The 15,874-nt window shown below is 63.8% G+C and carries 11 protein-coding genes and 1 pseudogene; 6 read left to right on the top strand and 6 right to left on the bottom strand.

Annotated features, from left to right (window positions below; all coding sequences use genetic code 11):
- Positions 1-39: 39 nt before the first annotated feature.
- Positions 40-2,829, top strand: a complete 2,790-nt coding sequence (locus YU9_RS0108815; RefSeq protein ID WP_027572473.1) for a [protein-PII] uridylyltransferase — start codon at positions 40-42, stop codon at positions 2,827-2,829.
- 136 nt (positions 2,830-2,965) lie between these two features.
- On the opposite strand, the gene YU9_RS0108810 is transcribed toward YU9_RS0108815, so the two are convergent.
- Positions 2,966-3,496 carry a methylated-DNA--[protein]-cysteine S-methyltransferase gene (locus YU9_RS0108810; RefSeq protein WP_027572472.1) on the bottom strand — a complete coding sequence of 177 codons (531 nt, stop codon included), beginning with the start codon at positions 3,494-3,496 and terminating at the stop codon, positions 2,966-2,968.
- A 49-nt stretch (positions 3,497-3,545) separates the two neighbouring features.
- Here YU9_RS0108810 and YU9_RS41170 point away from each other — a divergent pair.
- The 3 genes and pseudogenes from YU9_RS41170 (at position 3,546) to YU9_RS0108790 (ending at position 6,795) form a co-directional block, all read left to right on the top strand.
- Positions 3,546-3,953 (top strand): annotated as a pseudogene (locus tag YU9_RS41170) (DUF1304 domain-containing protein).
- 133 nt (positions 3,954-4,086) lie between these two features.
- The gene (locus YU9_RS0108795; protein ID WP_027572471.1) at positions 4,087-5,313 is read left to right on the top strand and encodes an ABC transporter substrate-binding protein; all 1,227 of its coding nucleotides are present in this window, start codon (positions 4,087-4,089) and stop codon (positions 5,311-5,313) included.
- 255 nt (positions 5,314-5,568) lie between these two features.
- A complete protein-coding gene (locus YU9_RS0108790) occupies positions 5,569-6,795 on the top strand; it encodes an ABC transporter substrate-binding protein (protein ID WP_027572470.1) in 1,227 nt (408 codons plus the stop codon).
- Positions 6,796-7,016: 221 nt separating this feature from the next.
- Here the strand turns inward: YU9_RS0108790 and YU9_RS0108785 are convergent, their stop codons facing one another.
- A complete protein-coding gene (locus YU9_RS0108785) occupies positions 7,017-7,442 on the bottom strand; it encodes a DUF1330 domain-containing protein (protein ID WP_027572469.1) in 426 nt (141 codons plus the stop codon).
- A gap of 168 nt (positions 7,443-7,610) precedes the next feature.
- On the opposite strand from YU9_RS0108785, the gene YU9_RS0108780 reads away from it, so the two are divergent.
- A complete protein-coding gene (locus tag YU9_RS0108780) occupies positions 7,611-9,821 on the top strand; it encodes a transglycosylase domain-containing protein (protein ID WP_027572468.1) in 2,211 nt (736 codons plus the stop codon).
- A 260-nt stretch (positions 9,822-10,081) separates the two neighbouring features.
- On the opposite strand, the gene YU9_RS0108775 is transcribed toward YU9_RS0108780, so the two are convergent.
- The 4 genes from YU9_RS0108775 to YU9_RS0108760 form a co-directional block, all read right to left on the bottom strand.
- Positions 10,082-10,921 (bottom strand): M48 family metallopeptidase, encoded by an 840-nt coding sequence (locus tag YU9_RS0108775; protein ID WP_027572467.1) that lies wholly within the window; start codon positions 10,919-10,921, stop codon positions 10,082-10,084.
- A gap of 312 nt (positions 10,922-11,233) precedes the next feature.
- Positions 11,234-12,562: a polyhydroxyalkanoate depolymerase gene (locus YU9_RS0108770; RefSeq protein WP_027572466.1), complete on the bottom strand. Its 1,329-nt coding sequence runs from the start codon at positions 12,560-12,562 to the stop codon at positions 11,234-11,236.
- Positions 12,563-12,683: 121 nt separating this feature from the next.
- A complete protein-coding gene (locus YU9_RS0108765) occupies positions 12,684-13,502 on the bottom strand; it encodes an ABC transporter permease (protein WP_027572465.1) in 819 nt (272 codons plus the stop codon).
- A gap of 124 nt (positions 13,503-13,626) precedes the next feature.
- Positions 13,627-14,430, bottom strand: coding sequence for an ABC transporter ATP-binding protein (locus YU9_RS0108760; protein WP_027572464.1), 804 nt, complete (start codon positions 14,428-14,430; stop codon positions 13,627-13,629).
- 119 nt (positions 14,431-14,549) lie between these two features.
- Here YU9_RS0108760 and YU9_RS0108755 point away from each other — a divergent pair, with 119 nt between their 5' ends.
- On the top strand, positions 14,550-15,872 hold the full coding sequence (locus tag YU9_RS0108755) for an ActS/PrrB/RegB family redox-sensitive histidine kinase (RefSeq protein ID WP_027572463.1): 1,323 nt from the start codon (positions 14,550-14,552) through the stop codon (positions 15,870-15,872).
- Positions 15,873-15,874: the final 2 nt, after the last annotated feature.

Raw genomic sequence — 15,874 nt, 5'->3', positions numbered from 1 at the left:
CGGGTGACAGCGCCTCTCGCCTCTTATATCCGGTGAGACATGGACAGCGTCGCGATTGAGAAGAAGCCAGAAACGGATGACCGCTTCGATACCGCGCGGATCACCGCCGCGGTCGATGCCCTTGCCGAGAAGCACGAGGGGCGCGAGGACGCGTTCCGCACGGCGATGGCGCAATTGCTCAAGGCCGAGCTGATCGCGTCGCGCGCCGCGGCGCAGGCCATCCTGCTGAAGGATCGTCACGGCCGCCGCTGCGCCGAACGGCTGTGCCACGTGCAGGACGAGATCATTCGCATCCTGTATTCGGCTGCGACCCGTCATCTCTACCGCTCGCCGATCCCGAGCGGCGCCGAGCGCATGGCGGTGGTGGCGACCGGCGGCTACGGCCGCGGCCTGATGGCGCCGGAATCCGACATCGATCTGCTCTTCATCCTGCCGTACAAGCAGACCGCCTGGGGTGAGCAGGTCGCCGAAGCAATCCTCTATTGCCTCTGGGACATGGGGCTGAAGGTCGGTCATGCCACCCGCTCGGTCGACGAATCGATCCGGCAGGCGCGCGGCGACATGACGATCCGCACTGCGATCCTGGAGACGCGCTTCCTCACCGGCGACAAGCCGCTCTATGACGAGCTGGTCGAGCGCTTCGACAAGGAAGTGGTTCAGGGCACCGCGTCGGAATTCGTCACCGCAAAGCTCGCCGAGCGCGAGGAGCGGCACCGCCGCGGCGGCCAGTCGCGCTATCTGGTCGAGCCCAACGTCAAGGACGGCAAGGGGGCCTTGCGCGACCTGCACACGCTGTTCTGGATCGCCAAATACGTCTATCGCGTGCGCGATACTCACGAGCTGGTCGGGCGCGGCGTGTTCGACGCACAGGAATATCGCAGCTTCCGCCGCTGCGCCGATTTTCTCTGGTCGGTCCGCTGCAATCTGCACTTCTACTGCAACCGCGCCGAAGAGCGCCTCTCTTTCGACCTCCAGCGCGAGATCGCGATACGGCTCGGCTACACCTCGCATCCCGGCATGCAGGACGTCGAGCGCTTCATGAAGCACTACTTCCTGGTCGCCAAGGAAGTGGGCAACCTCACCGCCATCCTCTGCGCCAAGCTCGAGGACCAGCAGGCCAAGCCAGCCCCGGTGCTGAGCCGAATGATGGCGCGGTTGCGACCGACCGCGGCGAAGCGGCGTGTCCCTGACAGCGACGACTTCATCGTCGACAACAACCGCATCAACATCGCCGCACCGGACGTCTTCAGGCACGATCCGGTCAATCTGATCCGCATCTTCCGCCTCGCGCAGAAGAACAACCTCGCCTTCCACCCGGACGCGATGCGCGACGTGACGCGCTCACTCGGCCTGATCAACGCGGGCTTGCGCGAAAATCCCGAGGCCAACCGGCTGTTCATGGAGATCCTGACCTCCGACAACGCGGAGATCGTGCTGCGGCGAATGAACGAGACCGGCGTGCTCGGCCATTTCATCCGCGCCTTCGGCAAGATCGTCTCGATGATGCAGTTCAACATGTATCATCACTACACCGTCGACGAGCACCTGATCCGCTGCATCGGCTTCCTCCAGGACATCGAGCGTGGCGGCATCGAGGAGTTCGCGCTTGCCAGCGACCTCATGCGCAAGACCCGGCCCGAGCACCGCGCGGTGATCTATATCGCCACGCTGCTGCACGACGTCGCCAAGGGCCGGCCCGAGGATCACTCCATCGCCGGCGCCAAGGTGGCCCGCCGGCTCTGTCCGCGGCTCGGCTTCAGCCCGGCCGACACCGAGCTGGTGGCATGGCTGATCGAGGAGCATCTGACGATGTCCACGGTCGCGCAGTCACGCGACTTGTCCGATCGCAAGACCATCGAGAATTTCGCCGCCGTGGTGCAGTCGGTCGAGCAGATGAAGCTCTTGACCATCCTGACCACGGCCGACATCCGCGGCGTCGGTCCCGGCGTCTGGAACGGCTGGAAGGCGCAGCTTCTGCGCTCGCTCTATTACGAGACCGAGCCGGTGCTCACGGGCGGCTTCTCGGAGGTCGATCGCGGAAAGCGCCTTGCGGCCGCGCACGCCGAATTCCGCATGGCCTTTGCCGAATGGCCGAAGGACGAACTCGATGCCTATATCGGCCGGCACTATCCGGCCTACTGGCTCAAGGTCGAGCTGCCGCGCAAGATCCGCCACGCCCGCTTCGTGCGTTCCAGCGAGCAGGCCGGCCACAAGCTGGCGATCAATGTCGGCTTCGACGAGGTGCGCGGCGTCACCGAGCTCACGATCTTCGCGGCCGACCATCCCTGGCTGCTGTCGATCATCGCGGGCGCCTGCGCCTCGGCCGGCGCCAACATCGTGGACGCCCAGATCTACACCACGACCGACGGCCGCGCGCTCGACACGATCTCGATCTCGCGGGAATACGACCGCGACGAGGACGAGGGCAGGCGCGCCACGCGCATCGGCGAGATGATCGAGGACGTGCTGGAGGGCAAGCTGCGCCTGCCCGAAGCCGTGGCGCGACGCACCGTACGCAGCAAGGCGAAGCCCTTCGTGATCGAGCCGGAAGTGACCATCAACAACCAGTGGTCCGACCGCTATACCGTGATCGAGGTCTCCGGCCTCGACCGGCCCGGCCTGCTCTACGAGCTGACCACGGCAATCTCCAAGCTCAATCTTAACATCGCCTCGGCCCATGTCGCGACCTTCGGCGAGCGCGCGCGCGACGTGTTCTACGTCACCGACCTCCTGGGCGCGCAGATCAACGCGCCGACGCGGCAGGCTGCGATCAAGAGCGCACTGACCCATGTGATGGCCGGCGACAAGGCGGTGCAGCCGGCGGCCTAAGGGCGATCGCGCGTCTCTCTCCACTCGTCATTCCGGGGCGCCGCGCAGCGGCGAACCCGGAATCCATCGAGCCACTAGTGACGCGGATAAATGGATTCCGGGTTCGCGCTACGCGCGCCCCGGAATGACAGGGCAGCTAAACTTGTACCCCCTCATGTCGCAGCAGCCATTTCTTCCGCTCCAGCCCGCCGCCGTACTTCACCAGCGAGCCGTCCGCGCCGATCAGGCGATGGCAGGGCAGCACGACGCTGATCGGGTTGGAGCCGTTGGCGTGGCCGACGGCGCGAATCGCTTTGGGTCTGTCGATCCTTGCCGCGAGCGCGCCGTAGCTCATCGTGGTGCCGGCAGGGATTTGTGCAAGCGCGGTCCAGACCTCCTGCTGGAACGGCGTGCCGGCAATGCGCCATGCGATCCTCGAGGTTTGGTCGAGATCGCCTTCGAAATAACCCGATAGCGCAGTTCGGATCTCTGCCGGCGCCGGCTGATCCGATAAATCAACAGCGCCATAATGCAGGCGCAACAGCTCGCGCATGCGGTGCTCGTAGTCCTCCCAGTCGAGCGCGCGCAAGACACCATCAGCATCGGTGACGAGCAGCGCAATCCCGATCGGCGTCGTCATGCGATCGAGGCCGAAGCGTTCAGGCGTCTTGGTTGATCGAAAGGGCATTGCGGCACCAGGCACTCGAAACACATCCATCGCACTTGCCATGACGGCCATGCTAACGTCCACCCGAAAGCTGACGCCTTTGGGGGAGCTCAACTTGGTCCTGATCGCCAATGTCCTGGTGGCGCTGGTCGCCGCACTGCACGCCTGCTTCCTGATCCTGGAAATGTTCCTCTGGGACAAGCCGCAAGGCTTGAAAGTGTTTCGCAATACGCCTGACAAGGTCGCGATCACGAAGGTGCTGGCCGCCAATTAGGGCCTCTATAATGGCTTCCTCGCTGCCGGCCTGGTCTGGGGTCTGCTCCATAGCAACCCGGCCTTCGCGTTCCAGATCAAGCTGTTCTTCCTGCTCTGCGTGATCGTGGCCGGCGCCTATGGCGCAGCGACCGTCAGCACGCGGATCCTGATGGTGCAGGCGCTGCCGGCGGCCATCGCGCTGATTGCACTGTTTCTCGCCTGAGACGCTACGGCGCAGCGCCGCGATCCTTGCGCGGCGGCGAACCTTCCTCCACAATCTCAGGCAGCGATGGCGACCGTTGCAACAACGGAAAAAGACCATCGGTCGAAAATTCCGTCAGGAGGAACAACCCAACATGAGCAATCGCAGAGCCTTCCTAGCTGCCACGGCAGCGCTCGCCTTCGCGTTTTCCGCCAGCCAAGCCCTCGCCCAGAAGAGATACGACACCGGCGCGAGCGACACCGAGATCAAGATCGGCCAGACCGTGCCGTTCTCCGGGCCCTATTCCGTCTACGCCAATATCGGCAAGACGCAGGCCGCTTACTTCAAGATGATCAACGACCAGGGCGGCATCAACGGCCGCAAGATCAATTTGATTCAGTACGACGACGCCTATTCGCCGCCGAAGACGGTGGAGCAGGTGCGCAAGCTGGTCGAAGGCGACGAGGTGCTGTTCACGTTCCAGCTGATCGGCACTGCGGCGAACGCGGCCGTGCAGAAATATCTCAACGGCAAGAAGGTGCCGCAGCTTCTGGCTTCCACCGGTGCGGCGCGTTTCAACGATCCGCAGAACTATCCCTGGACCATTGCTTATAATCCGAACTACGTGTCCGAGGGACGTATCTACGCCAAATACATTCTCAAGGAGCATCCCAACGCCAAGATCGGCGTGCTTTACCAGAACGACGACATGGGCCGCGACTATCTCGCCGGCCTCAAGAGCGGTCTTGGCGACAAGGCTGCCAGCATGATCGTCGGCGAGGTCTCCTACGAGGTCACCGATCCCACGGTGGACTCACAGGTGGTCAAGCTGAAGTCGATGGGCGTTGACGTGTTCTTCGATGCATCGACCCCGAAGTTTGCGGCACAGGCGATCAAGAAGCTCGCCGACCTCGGCTGGACGCCGGTGCATATCCTCGACATCAATGCGAGCCCGATCTCGGCCACACTAAAGCCGGCCGGCCTCGACATCTCCAAGGGCATCATCTCGACGCAATATGGCAAGGAGCCCAGCGATCCCCAGTGGAAGGACGATCCCGGCGTGAAGGCCTTCTTCGCGTTCATGGACAAGTATTTTCCTGAGGGCGACAAGCTCAACACCGTCAACACCTACGCCTATTCGGTGGCGGAGCTGCTGGTGCAGGTGCTCAAGCAATGCGGCGACGACCTGACGCGTGAGAACGTCATGAGACAGGTCGCCAACATCAAGGACTTCACCCCGAGCTTTGCGTTGCCCGGCATCAAGATCAACACCGGACCGAACGACTTCCGTGTCAACAAGCAGATGCAGATGATGAGGTTCAACGGCGAACGCTGGGAGTTGTTCGGGCCGATCATCGAGGACACGGGCCCGTCGGGTTAGGGACTACAGGGTGGGTTAGCTTGGCGGTTGCGCGAAGCGCGAGCCGCCGGGCGTAACCCACCTCTCTTGCGTCCCGCGGAGATGAACAATGGTGGGTTACGCCAGCGCCTGCGCTACGCGCAGACGCCGTCTAACCCACCCTACGAACACCGACCTTGCATCGCTGCAACGCCTCCCTCACACTCGCCCTCAGCGATGACGTCCGACGCGCGCGCCGGTCAGATCATCGGCAATAACAAACTGAGGAAATTGCGAATGAGGAATGGAATGCTGCATCTGGCCACGGCAGCCGTGCTGACCCTGGCGCTCTCGGTCCCTGCGGCCAATGCCCAAAAAAAATATGATCCGGGCGCCAGCGACACCGAGATCAAGGTGGGACAGACCGTGCCGTTCTCGGGACCGGCGTCGGCCTATGCGACCATTGGCAAGACGCAGGCCGCCTATTTCAAGATGATCAACGATCAGGGCGGCATCAACGGCCGCAAGATCAATCTGATCCAATATGACGACGCCTATTCGCCGCCGAAAGCAGTGGAGCAGGTGCGCAAGCTGGTCGAGAGCGACGAGGTTCTCTTGACCTTCCAGATCATCGGCACCCCGTCGAACGCGGCCGTGCAGAAATACCTCAATTCCAAGAAGGTCCCGCAGCTGTTCGCGGCCACCGGCGCCTCGAAGTTCACCGATCCCAAGAACTTCCCGTGGACCATGGGCTACAACCCGAACTACTTCGTCGAGGGGCGCATCTACGGCCAGTACATTCTGAAGGAGCACCCGAACGCCAAGATCGGCGTGCTCTATCAGAATGACGACCTCGGCAAGGACTATCTGAACGGCCTCAAGGCCGGCCTCGGCGACAAGGCGGCCAAGATGATCGTGACCGAAGCCTCATACGAAGTCTCCGACCCGACCATCGATTCGCAGATCCTCAAGATCAAGGATGCCGGCGCCGACCTGTTCTTCAGCGCGACGACGCCGAAGCAGGCCGCCCAGGCCATCAAGAAGATCGCCGAGATCGGCTGGCACCCGGTGCAGATCGTCGACATCAACGCCACCTCGGTCGGTGCGGTGATGAAGCCAGCGGGACTCGACGCAGCCAAGGGCGTGATCAGCGTCAACTACGGCAAGGACCCGCTCGATCCGACCTGGAAGGATGATCCCGGCATGAAGAAATATTTCGACTTCATGGCGAAGTACTATCCCGACGGCGACAAGGATTCGAACTTCAACGTCTATGGCTATGGTACCGCCCAGCTGCTCGCCCACGTGCTGCAGCAGTGCGGTGACAACCTGACGCGCGAGAACGTCATGAAGCAGGCCGCCTCGCTGAAGGACGTGGTCGGTGACACCGCCCTGCCCGGCATCAAGGCCAACACCTCGCCGACGGACTACCGCGTGAACAAGCAGCTTCAGATGATGAGGTTCAACGGCGAGCGCTGGGAGCTGTTCGGCCCGATCCTGGAGGATGCGGGCCCGGCGGGTTAGTGGTTGTTCAAACTCCGAACGGCATCGGCGGCCTTCTGGCCGCCGATCTCTTCTCGCTACTCAACTCCATCACCGTCACCCTGAGGTCGCCGCCCCTTCGGGGGCCCTCGAAGGGCGACGGCCCCCGCTGGTCGCCGCGCGGAAACATCCGGGCCGTTCATCCTTCGAGGCTCGCAAGGGCTCGCGCCTCAGGATGACGGGGTGAGGGGTCCGCGTTTATCCTACGTCGGTATCTCCCCAAAATTCTTCCCCACCGGCAGCACCGCGTGACGGATCAGCCGCGAATCCTCCACCGCGGCCTGGCGGTGTTTCACCGCCTCGCGATAGACGGGGTCGCGGATCATCTCGACAAAGGCGGCAACGCTTGGATACTCGGCGATGAAGCAATGGTCCCAGCGCTCCTCCTGCGGGCCGATCAGCATCAGCTCGAATTTGCCCTGCCAGACGATGCGGCCGCCGAGACGTTCGAACACCGGGCCGCTCTCGCGGCCATAGGCTGCATAGGCTTCCGCGCCGCTGGCCTTGCGGCCATCGGGATAGGCCGCCTGTTTGCGCAGGCGCACCAGATTGAGCATGTGGATCGGGCCCGGGCGGTCGTTCTCCCGGAATTGCGCGAAGATCTCCTTGGTTGGATCGATATGGCCCATGCGAGTTCCCTCTTTCTTGATCCATCCGATCCTAGCTCCGGCACCCTCGAACCGGAACTGCGGCGGGCGAATGCCGCACCTCCTAATTGCGCGTTAAGGTCTGGGTAACCGGGCTTTAAACAGCGACCGCTAGCGTGCGGCGGGGCGGGCTGACCGGGCGTTTTGCGTATGGCGTGGGGAAAGAAGAAGGGTGCGCGGAAGGAGCCGCTGTTCGGCTTGCCCGCGGCGCTCGCCGATCTGCGCCTTACCCCGGCGGACCGCATTCCCGGCGGCGACGACAAGCCGAAGAAGTCTGCGAAATCATCCGCCAAGCGCAAGAGCGAGGATGCCGGCCAGGAGCCGCCGCGCGAGCGGAAAGCGCCAGCCGGCCGCAGCGGCGCCAAGCGGCGCGCGAAGTCGCGGGGAGGCTTCAGTCTCGGCCGCCTGGTCTATTGGGGCGCGGTGCTCGGCCTGTGGGGCGTCATCGCCGTGATCGGCGTCGTGATCTATGTCGGCGCTCATCTGCCGCCGATCCAGTCGCTGGAAATCCCCAAGCGCCCGCCGACGATCCAGATCGTCGGCATCGACGGCAGCATGCTGGCACAGCGCGGCGAGATGGCCGGCGCCAATGTCGCGCTGAAGGATCTGCCGCCGTATCTGCCCAAGGCCTTCATCGCCATCGAGGACCGCCGCTTCTATTCGCATTTCGGCATCGATCCCGTCGGCATCCTGCGCGCCCTGGTCACCAACGTGCTCCATCGCGGCGTCTCGCAGGGCGGCTCGACGCTGACGCAGCAGCTCGCCAAGAACCTGTTCCTGACCCAGGAGCGCACCATGCAGCGCAAGCTGCAGGAGGCGGAGCTCGCGATCTGGCTCGAGCGCAAGCACTCCAAGGACGAGATTTTGGAGCTCTATCTCAACCGCGTCTATTTCGGCTCGGGTGCCTACGGCGTCGAAGCTGCCGCGCAAAAATATTTCGGCAAGTCGGCCAGGAACGTCACGATTGCCGAGGCCGCGATGCTCGCCGGACTCGTCAAGTCGCCCTCGCGCCTTGCGCCGAACCGTAATCCCGAAGGCGCCGAAGCGCGCGCGCAGATCGTGCTCGCGGCGATGGCGGATGCGAAGTTCATCACCGACGCGCAGGCGCAGGCCTCGATCGGCCATCCCTCCTACAACGTGAAGCCGGCCGGCGCCGGCACGGTGAACTACGTCGCGGACTGGATCGGCGAGGTGCTGGACGACCTGGTTGGCCAGATCGACGAGAGCATCAAGGTCGAGACCACGATCGATCCGAAGCTGCAGAGCGTGGCGGAAGCCGCCATCATCGACGAGCTCGCGGCCAAGAGCGTGAAGTTCAATGTCAGCCAGGGCGCGCTGGTGGCGATGACGCCCGATGGCGCGGTGCGCGCGATGGTGGGTGGACGGAACTATTCCGAGAGCCAGTACAACCGCGCGGTCACGGCAAAACGCCAGCCGGGCTCCTCGTTCAAGCCGTTCGTCTACCTCACCGCGCTCGAGCAGGGGCTGACGCCTGATACCGTGCGCCAGGACGCGCCGATCGAGGTCAAGGGCTGGCGACCTGAGAACTACACCCACGAATACTTTGGCGCAGTGACGCTGACGCAGGCGCTGGCAATGTCGCTCAACACGGTCGCGATCCGCCTCGGCCTCGAGGTCGGGCCGAAGAACGTGGTCCGCACCGCGCACCGGCTCGGCATCTCCTCCAAGCTCGAGCCCAACGCCTCGATCGCGCTCGGCACGTCGGAAGTCTCGATGGTCGAGCTGGTCGGCGCCTATGCGCCCTTCGCCAATGGCGGCCTCGCGGTGGCGCCGCATGTCGTCACGAGGATCAGGACGCTCAGCGGCAAGCTGCTCTACATGCGCCAGGCGGACGAGCGCAATCAGGTCATCGACCCCCGCTATGTCGGCATGATGAATGCGATGATGCGGGAAACGCTGGTATCAGGCACCGCCAAGAAGGCCGAGATCCCTGGCTGGCCGGCGGCCGGCAAGACCGGCACCAGCCAGGATTACCGCGACGCCTGGTTCATCGGCTACACCGCGAGCCTCGTCACCGGTGTCTGGCTCGGCAACGACGACAACTCGCCGACCAAGAAGGCGACCGGCGGCGGCCTGCCGGTGGAAGTCTGGACGCGATTCATGCGCACTGCGCACGAGGGCGTGCCGGTGGCGAACTTGCCGAGCTCACCGGGCGGCTTGGGCCTGTCGAACCTCGCCCAGGCAGCCTCGCAGGTGTCGCCGCCCACGCCGGCGGCACCGCCACCCGCGAACGCAGGCGGCTATCGCCCGCCGCCTCCCACGCGCGCCAATGTGCGCCCCGAGGCGGCGGCTGGGCTCGATGGCTGGCTGATGGACCGGCTGTTTGGCGGCAATCGATAGCTCTGGCGCTCGGGCCACGGGGCCTCAAAACAAAAACTGCGAAAACAACCCCATGCACAGTAGCCGAGGATAGCAAAATCAACAGCTTGCAGATGCGGCAGGGCGCATTGAAACCGCCGCCATCAACCCGGCTGTCATTGCCCGCGAAAGCGGGCAATCCAGTACGCCGCGGCTTCTCGGCCGACAACAGCCGCCTCTGGAATACTGGGTCGCCCGGTCAAGCCGGGCGACGACAGCGCGTGTTTGGCTACGCGTGAGCCCTAATCCTCGGCCCCATACCGGTGCAGGTCATTGCCGTAAGTATCGAGCCACTTCTTGGCGCGTTCCATCGACGGGCAGACTTTTCCGCACACGCGCCAGAACCGGGCCGAGTGATTCATCTCGACGAGATGGGCGACTTCGTGGGCGGCGAGGTAGTCGAGCACGAAGGGTGGCGCGAGGATCAGGCGCCAGGAGAAGGACAGCGAGCCGGCCGAGGTGCAGGAGCCCCAGCGGCTGGACTGGTCGCGGATCGAGAGCCGCTTGACCCTGACACCGAGCTCGGCGGCGTAGGCTTCCGCCGAGCGCTGCAGGTCGCGCCGCGCCTCGCGCTTGAGGAAATCGTGGACGCGGCGGTCGACATGCTCGACGCCGCCAGCGACGCAGAGAATGCGCTCACCGCTGTCGCGCATCTCGGTCCACACCGTGCCGCGCTGGCCGGCGCGATGAACAATGCGATGGGGCGTACCGCGCAGCGGTATCACCGTGCCTGGCTGGAAGGGCGCGGCCTTCGGCAAGCGGCCGAGACGTGCGGCGATCCACGCACCGTGACGCTGGGCGAAATCTTTGGCCTCCACGAGTGTGCCGCGCGGCGGCATGGTGAGGATGGCTTCGCGATCGCTCGGATGAATCCTGAGCGTGTAGCGGCGCGCGCGTCTGTGCCGGCGCAATCGGATGGCAAAAAATTGCGATCCGTGGGTGATGACAAGGGTCTTCGGTTCGTGGGGCCGACGATAAAGGAGTGCGCGAGTGGCCATGTCTGTCAGTCCGGGGGGCAGGAGAGCGCCCGGATTCTGCCATAACCGCCGCCAAGGAAAGCGCTCGGCGCAAAAACAAATCATTTGCCCAATATACAGCGGTCAGGCGTCCGGGAGACCCTACAGACTGGGGTTGGAACCGGCTTTTTTCGCCCCCGCTGGATGCATGCGACACCCCCAAGGGGTGAGGAGAGACTCACTCCTACAAAACTACCTAAATACCGCGAATCCAGCGGGAACTTGCCCTTGCTGGAAGGCCTCGGCAGGGCTGAAATTTCGACGGGAAAGCCGAAATCCGCGACTAGAGCCGTTCCGATGGAAATCGGAACAGCTCTCGATTCTTATTCTGACGCGCTTTCTTTACGCGAACCGGCCACCACTTCGCTCGAAAACGCTCTATTCGGCGGCGCGGGCCTGCAACGAGCTCGGATTCGAAGCCGAAACCATGAAGTCGTGAATCCGCGGCACGATCTCCGACTTGAAACGCGATCCGTTGAACACGCCGTAATGTCCGACGCCCTTCTGGACGTAATGAACGCGGCGATGATCGGGAATCGCGCTGCACAATGCGTGCGTAGCTTCGGTCTGACCGAGACCGGAGATGTCGTCGTTCTCGCCTTCGACCGTCATCAACGCGACGCGCTTGATCTTGGAAGGATCGACGCGGGTTCCGCGATGGGTCATCTCGCCCTTCGGCAGCGAGTGCTTCACGAAGACGGTGTCGACGGTCTGCAGGTAATACTCCGCCGGGAGATCCATCACCGCGAGATATTCGTCATAGAAGTCGCGATGCTTGTCGACGAGGTCGCCGTCGCCCTTCACCAGATTGGCGAACAGCTGCTTGTGGGCATCCATATGCCGGTCGAGATTCATGCTGATGAAGCCGTTGAGCTGCAGGAATCCCGGATAGACGTCGCGCATCATGCCCGGATGCGGGAACGGCACCTTGGTGATGACGTGGTTGCGGAACCAGTCGATACCGCGCTGCTGGGCGAGATTGTTCACCGCGGTCGGATTGCGGCGGGTGTCGATCGGGCCGCCCATCAGCGTCATCGAGGTCGGCACGAACGGATCGCGCCGCGCTTCCATGATCGAGACGGCGGCGACGACCGGCACGGAGGGCTGGCACACCGCCATCACATGGGTGTTGCCGCCGAGGACGTGCAGCATCTCGATGACATAGTCGATGTAATCGTCCAGATCGAAGCGGCCTTCGCTCAAGGGGACCATGCGGGCATCGGCCCAGTCGGTAATGTAGACTTCATGCGCCGGCAGGAAGGCCTCGACCGTGCCGCGCAGCAGCGTCGCATAATGGCCGGACATCGGGGCCACGATCAGCACGCGCGGCTGCGGGCTGCGCAGCGGGCGGGCGAACTTGCGATCGAAGTAGAGCAGCTTGCAGAACGGCTTTTCCCAGACCGAACGGACTTCGACGGGGACGCGGATGCCGTTGACCTCGGTGTCGTCGATACCCCATTCCGGCTTGCCGTAGCGGCGCGTGGTGCGCTCGAACAATTCGCAGGCCGCGGCGAGCGACTTGCCGACGTCGGTGCGCGACCAGGGATTGAGGGGATTCTGAAACAGCAGCTTGGTCGCGTCAGTGACCGCACGGGCCGGATTGAGAGCGGCATGCGCCATCTCATACACCCAGTACATCGGCGTCGTCAGGACCGGACTGCCTTCCACCGCCAGGGGCGGCGCGCCGCCGAACTCACCAATGGGCATCGCTATATTCCTCTTCGCATCGCAACATACTGCCGAATGCGCAATATTGCGTCAATGCATGGTTCCGTACATCTACGCATCCGGAGCGGGCAAATCAGCCTCAATCCACGGGAAAGTGACATTATTCGCCGCTCGAGAGCAGAGAGCCGTGCTTTCTGGCGCTGCGCAACAGGGCAAGGAATGCCCCAAAAGATGCAAACAGCAGCACCGCGTTGATGGCCAAAGCCTCCAGCATCAGATCGGTCCTGAAGGTGCGCTCGATCAGCAGCGCGCGCATTCCCTCGAAGGCATAGGTCGGCGGCAACGCCCAGGCGACGTATTGCAGCCAGGTAGGCAGCACGCTGACGGGATAATAGACGCAGGCCAGCGGCAGGATTGCGAACATCAAGGTCCAGACGATGCTCTCGGCGCCGAGGCCGTTTCGCAGCACCAGGCCCGAGACGAAGATGCCGACCGACCAGCTCGTGAAGATCAGATTGCAGAAGAAGGCGATCAGCGGCAGGCCGAGGGCATAGACGTTGAAGTGAAACATGACCAGCGCCAGCAGGGTCATCGGGATGATCCCGATGGCAAGCCGGATCAGGCTCATGACCATCAGCGACAGCAGAAACTCGATCGGCTTCAGCGGACTCATCATGAGGTTGCCGATGTTGCGCGCCCACATCTCCTCCAGGAACGAGATGGAGAAGCCGAGCTGGCCGCGGAACAGGATGTCCCAGAGGATGACGGCGCCGATCAGCGTGCCGCCGGCGCGCGCGAAGAAATTGGCGTTCTCGGCGATGTAGAGCTGGAGGAAGCCCCAGGTGATGACCTGCAGCGCCGGCCAGTACAACAGCTCGAGCAGCCGCGGCCAGGACGACATGAGCAGGTACCAGTAGCGCAGGATCATCGCGCCGATGCGATGGACGGAGATGCCGCGGTGGAGGGAGATGTCGGTCATTGCAGCACCCCGTAGCCCGAGCGCAGTCGGTAGCCCGGATGGAGCGCAGCGCAATCCGGGAATCGTGCCACAAGGGACAGGGGTCCCGGATTACGCTTCGCTCCATCCGGGCTACGATTACAGTTCACCGCGCCACCTCCTTCGCGCCGTTCACCCGGCCGCGCGCGACATCCAGAAACACCTCCTCCAGCGTGGCACGGTTGTAGCGGGCCATGATCGCCTCCGGCGTATCGTCGTCCTCGATGCGGCCGCGCTTCATGATGATGACGCGGTCGCAGAGCCGCTCGACCTCGAACATGTTGTGCGAGGCCAGGAGGATGGTGGCGTTGTTGTCCCGGCGGTACCGCTCCAGATGCGCGCGCACCCAGTCGGCGGTATCGGGGTCGAGCGAGGCGGTCGGCTCGTCCAAGAGCAGCAGCTCGGGCTGGTTGATCAGCGCTTTCGCCAGCGCAACGCGGGTCTTCTGCCCGGCGGAGAGCTTGCCGTTGGCGCGGTCGATGAAATCGCCGAGGTCGAGATCCTCGGCGAGCTCAGCGATGCGATCAGCGAGATTCTTCACCGCATAGAGCTTGCCGAACACAGTGAGGTTCTGCCGCACCGTGAGCCGCATCGGCATGTCGACATAAGGGCTCTCGAAATTCATCCGGCCCAGCACGGATGCGCTGTCCTCGGGCATCCGATGCCCCAGCACCTGGACGCGGCCGGAGGTCGGCAGCACCAGGCCCATGATCATTGCGATGGTCGTGGTCTTGCCGGCGCCGTTGCCGCCGAGAAGCCCGGTGATGCTGCCGCGCGGAAGCGAAAAGGAGATGTCGTCGACGGCGCGGGTCTGCTTGTAGACCTTGACGAGGTGATCGACCGCGATTGCCGCGGACAAAGTTCGATCCGCGACAGTCGGCCGACTTGAAGCCTTGTCATTCTCGGTCATGCTGGCCGTTCTTCCGCTATTGCATCGGGGAGCGCAAGGCTTGATGTAAGGGCTTGTCATCCGGTGGTTCCGTCAGCCCATCGTTCGTGACCTTAGAAGGCACCGCCACATTGGCCGATATGACCGAAATTGCCGATTCCGACTTCCGCCACGCGCAGCGGCATATCCGGCTGGACACGATCCTGCGGCTGCGCTGGCTTGCGGTGCTGGGGCAGCTCGCCGCGATCTTCATCGTAGCGCAGGGGCTGGAGTTCAACGTCGAGATCGTCCCCTGTGTCAGCATCATCGCCCTGTCGGCGGCGCTCAATCTGGCGCTCCAGACCGCGGCCAATCCAATGCAACGGCTGGAGCCGATGCAGGCGGCCGGCCTTCTTGCGCTGAACATCGTGGAGCTGGCAGGTCTGTTGTTCTTCACCGGCGGACTGCAGAACCCGTTCTCGTTCCTGTTCCTCGCGCCCGTGCTGATCTCGGCCACCGCGCTGCCGGCCCGTTTCACCTTCGGCCTCGGCCTGCTCGCGGTTGCCTGCGCCTCGGTGCTGTTCTTCTTCCATTTTCCGCTGCCGTGGGATTCCGACGATCCCTTGGTGCTGCCGCCGATCTATCTCGTCGGCGTCTGGCTCTCGATCGCACTCGCGATCGGCGTCACCAGCCTCTACTCCTTCCAGGTGACTGAGGAGGCGCGCAAGCTTGCCGATGCGCTGGCTGCGACCGAGCTGGTGCTGACGCGCGAGCAGCATCTGACCCAGCTCGACGGCCTTGCTGCCGCGGCCGCGCACGAGCTCGGCACGCCGCTCGCAACCATCTTCCTGATCTCGCGCGAGCTGGAAAAGACGGTGAAGGACCCGAGCTTTGCCGCGGACCTGAAGACCTTGCGCGAGCAGACCCAGCGCTGCCGCGACATCCTGAGCAAGATCACCCAACTCTCCTCCACCGGCGCACCGTTCGACCGCATGAAGCTGTCGGAGCTGATCGAGGAGGTGGTGGCGCCGCACCGCGATTTCGGCGTGGAGATCAAGGTGCGGATCGCGGTGGCCGCGGCGGCCGAGCCGGTCGGCTCGCGCAACCCGGCGATCCTTTACGGCATCGGCAACATTGTCGAGAACGCGGTCGATTTCGCCCGCAGCACCGTCGAGGTGAACGCCTGGTGGAACAAGGACAATATCGAGCTCGTGATCTCCGACGACGGACCCGGCATTCCGCCCGATATCCTCAACCGGATCGGCGAGCCCTATCTGTCGCGGCGGCGCACCCAGGACGACGGCGGCGGCGAACGGCGTGGCCTGGGCCTCGGCGTGTTCATCGCGCGCACCTTGCTCGAACGCACCGGCGCCAAGGTCTCGTTTACCAACCGGATCTTTCCGGAACACGGCGCGGTGGTTCAGATCACATGGCCGAGACAGCGTTTTGAGGCTATCGAGACGCTCGAAGAAACAATAGGATAGCC

Origin of the sequence: Bradyrhizobium sp. WSM1743 (assembly GCF_000473065.1) — a bacterium.
Taxonomy (GTDB): Bacteria; Pseudomonadota; Alphaproteobacteria; order Rhizobiales; family Xanthobacteraceae; genus Bradyrhizobium.
Note: the sequence above shows the minus strand (reverse complement) of the source record. Positions and strands in the feature narration are given on the sequence as shown.

What these genes read in the sequence shown, in the direction of transcription:
- YU9_RS0108815 (WP_027572473.1), top strand. Translation starts at nt 40, where the DNA reads ATGGACAGCGTCGCGATTGAGAAGAAGCCAGAAACGGATGACCGCTTC.
- YU9_RS0108810 (WP_027572472.1), bottom strand. Translation starts at nt 3,496, where the DNA reads ATGCCCTTTCGATCAACCAAGACGCCTGAACGCTTCGGCCTCGATCGC.
- YU9_RS0108795 (WP_027572471.1), top strand. Translation starts at nt 4,087, where the DNA reads ATGAGCAATCGCAGAGCCTTCCTAGCTGCCACGGCAGCGCTCGCCTTC.
- YU9_RS0108790 (WP_027572470.1), top strand. Translation starts at nt 5,569, where the DNA reads ATGAGGAATGGAATGCTGCATCTGGCCACGGCAGCCGTGCTGACCCTG.
- YU9_RS0108785 (WP_027572469.1), bottom strand. Translation starts at nt 7,442, where the DNA reads ATGGGCCATATCGATCCAACCAAGGAGATCTTCGCGCAATTCCGGGAG.
- YU9_RS0108780 (WP_027572468.1), top strand. Translation starts at nt 7,611, where the DNA reads ATGGCGTGGGGAAAGAAGAAGGGTGCGCGGAAGGAGCCGCTGTTCGGC.
- YU9_RS0108775 (WP_027572467.1), bottom strand. Translation starts at nt 10,921, where the DNA reads ATGATTTGTTTTTGCGCCGAGCGCTTTCCTTGGCGGCGGTTATGGCAG.
- YU9_RS0108770 (WP_027572466.1), bottom strand. Translation starts at nt 12,562, where the DNA reads ATGCCCATTGGTGAGTTCGGCGGCGCGCCGCCCCTGGCGGTGGAAGGC.
- YU9_RS0108765 (WP_027572465.1), bottom strand. Translation starts at nt 13,502, where the DNA reads ATGACCGACATCTCCCTCCACCGCGGCATCTCCGTCCATCGCATCGGC.
- YU9_RS0108760 (WP_027572464.1), bottom strand. Translation starts at nt 14,430, where the DNA reads ATGACCGAGAATGACAAGGCTTCAAGTCGGCCGACTGTCGCGGATCGA.
- YU9_RS0108755 (WP_027572463.1), top strand. Translation starts at nt 14,550, where the DNA reads ATGACCGAAATTGCCGATTCCGACTTCCGCCACGCGCAGCGGCATATC.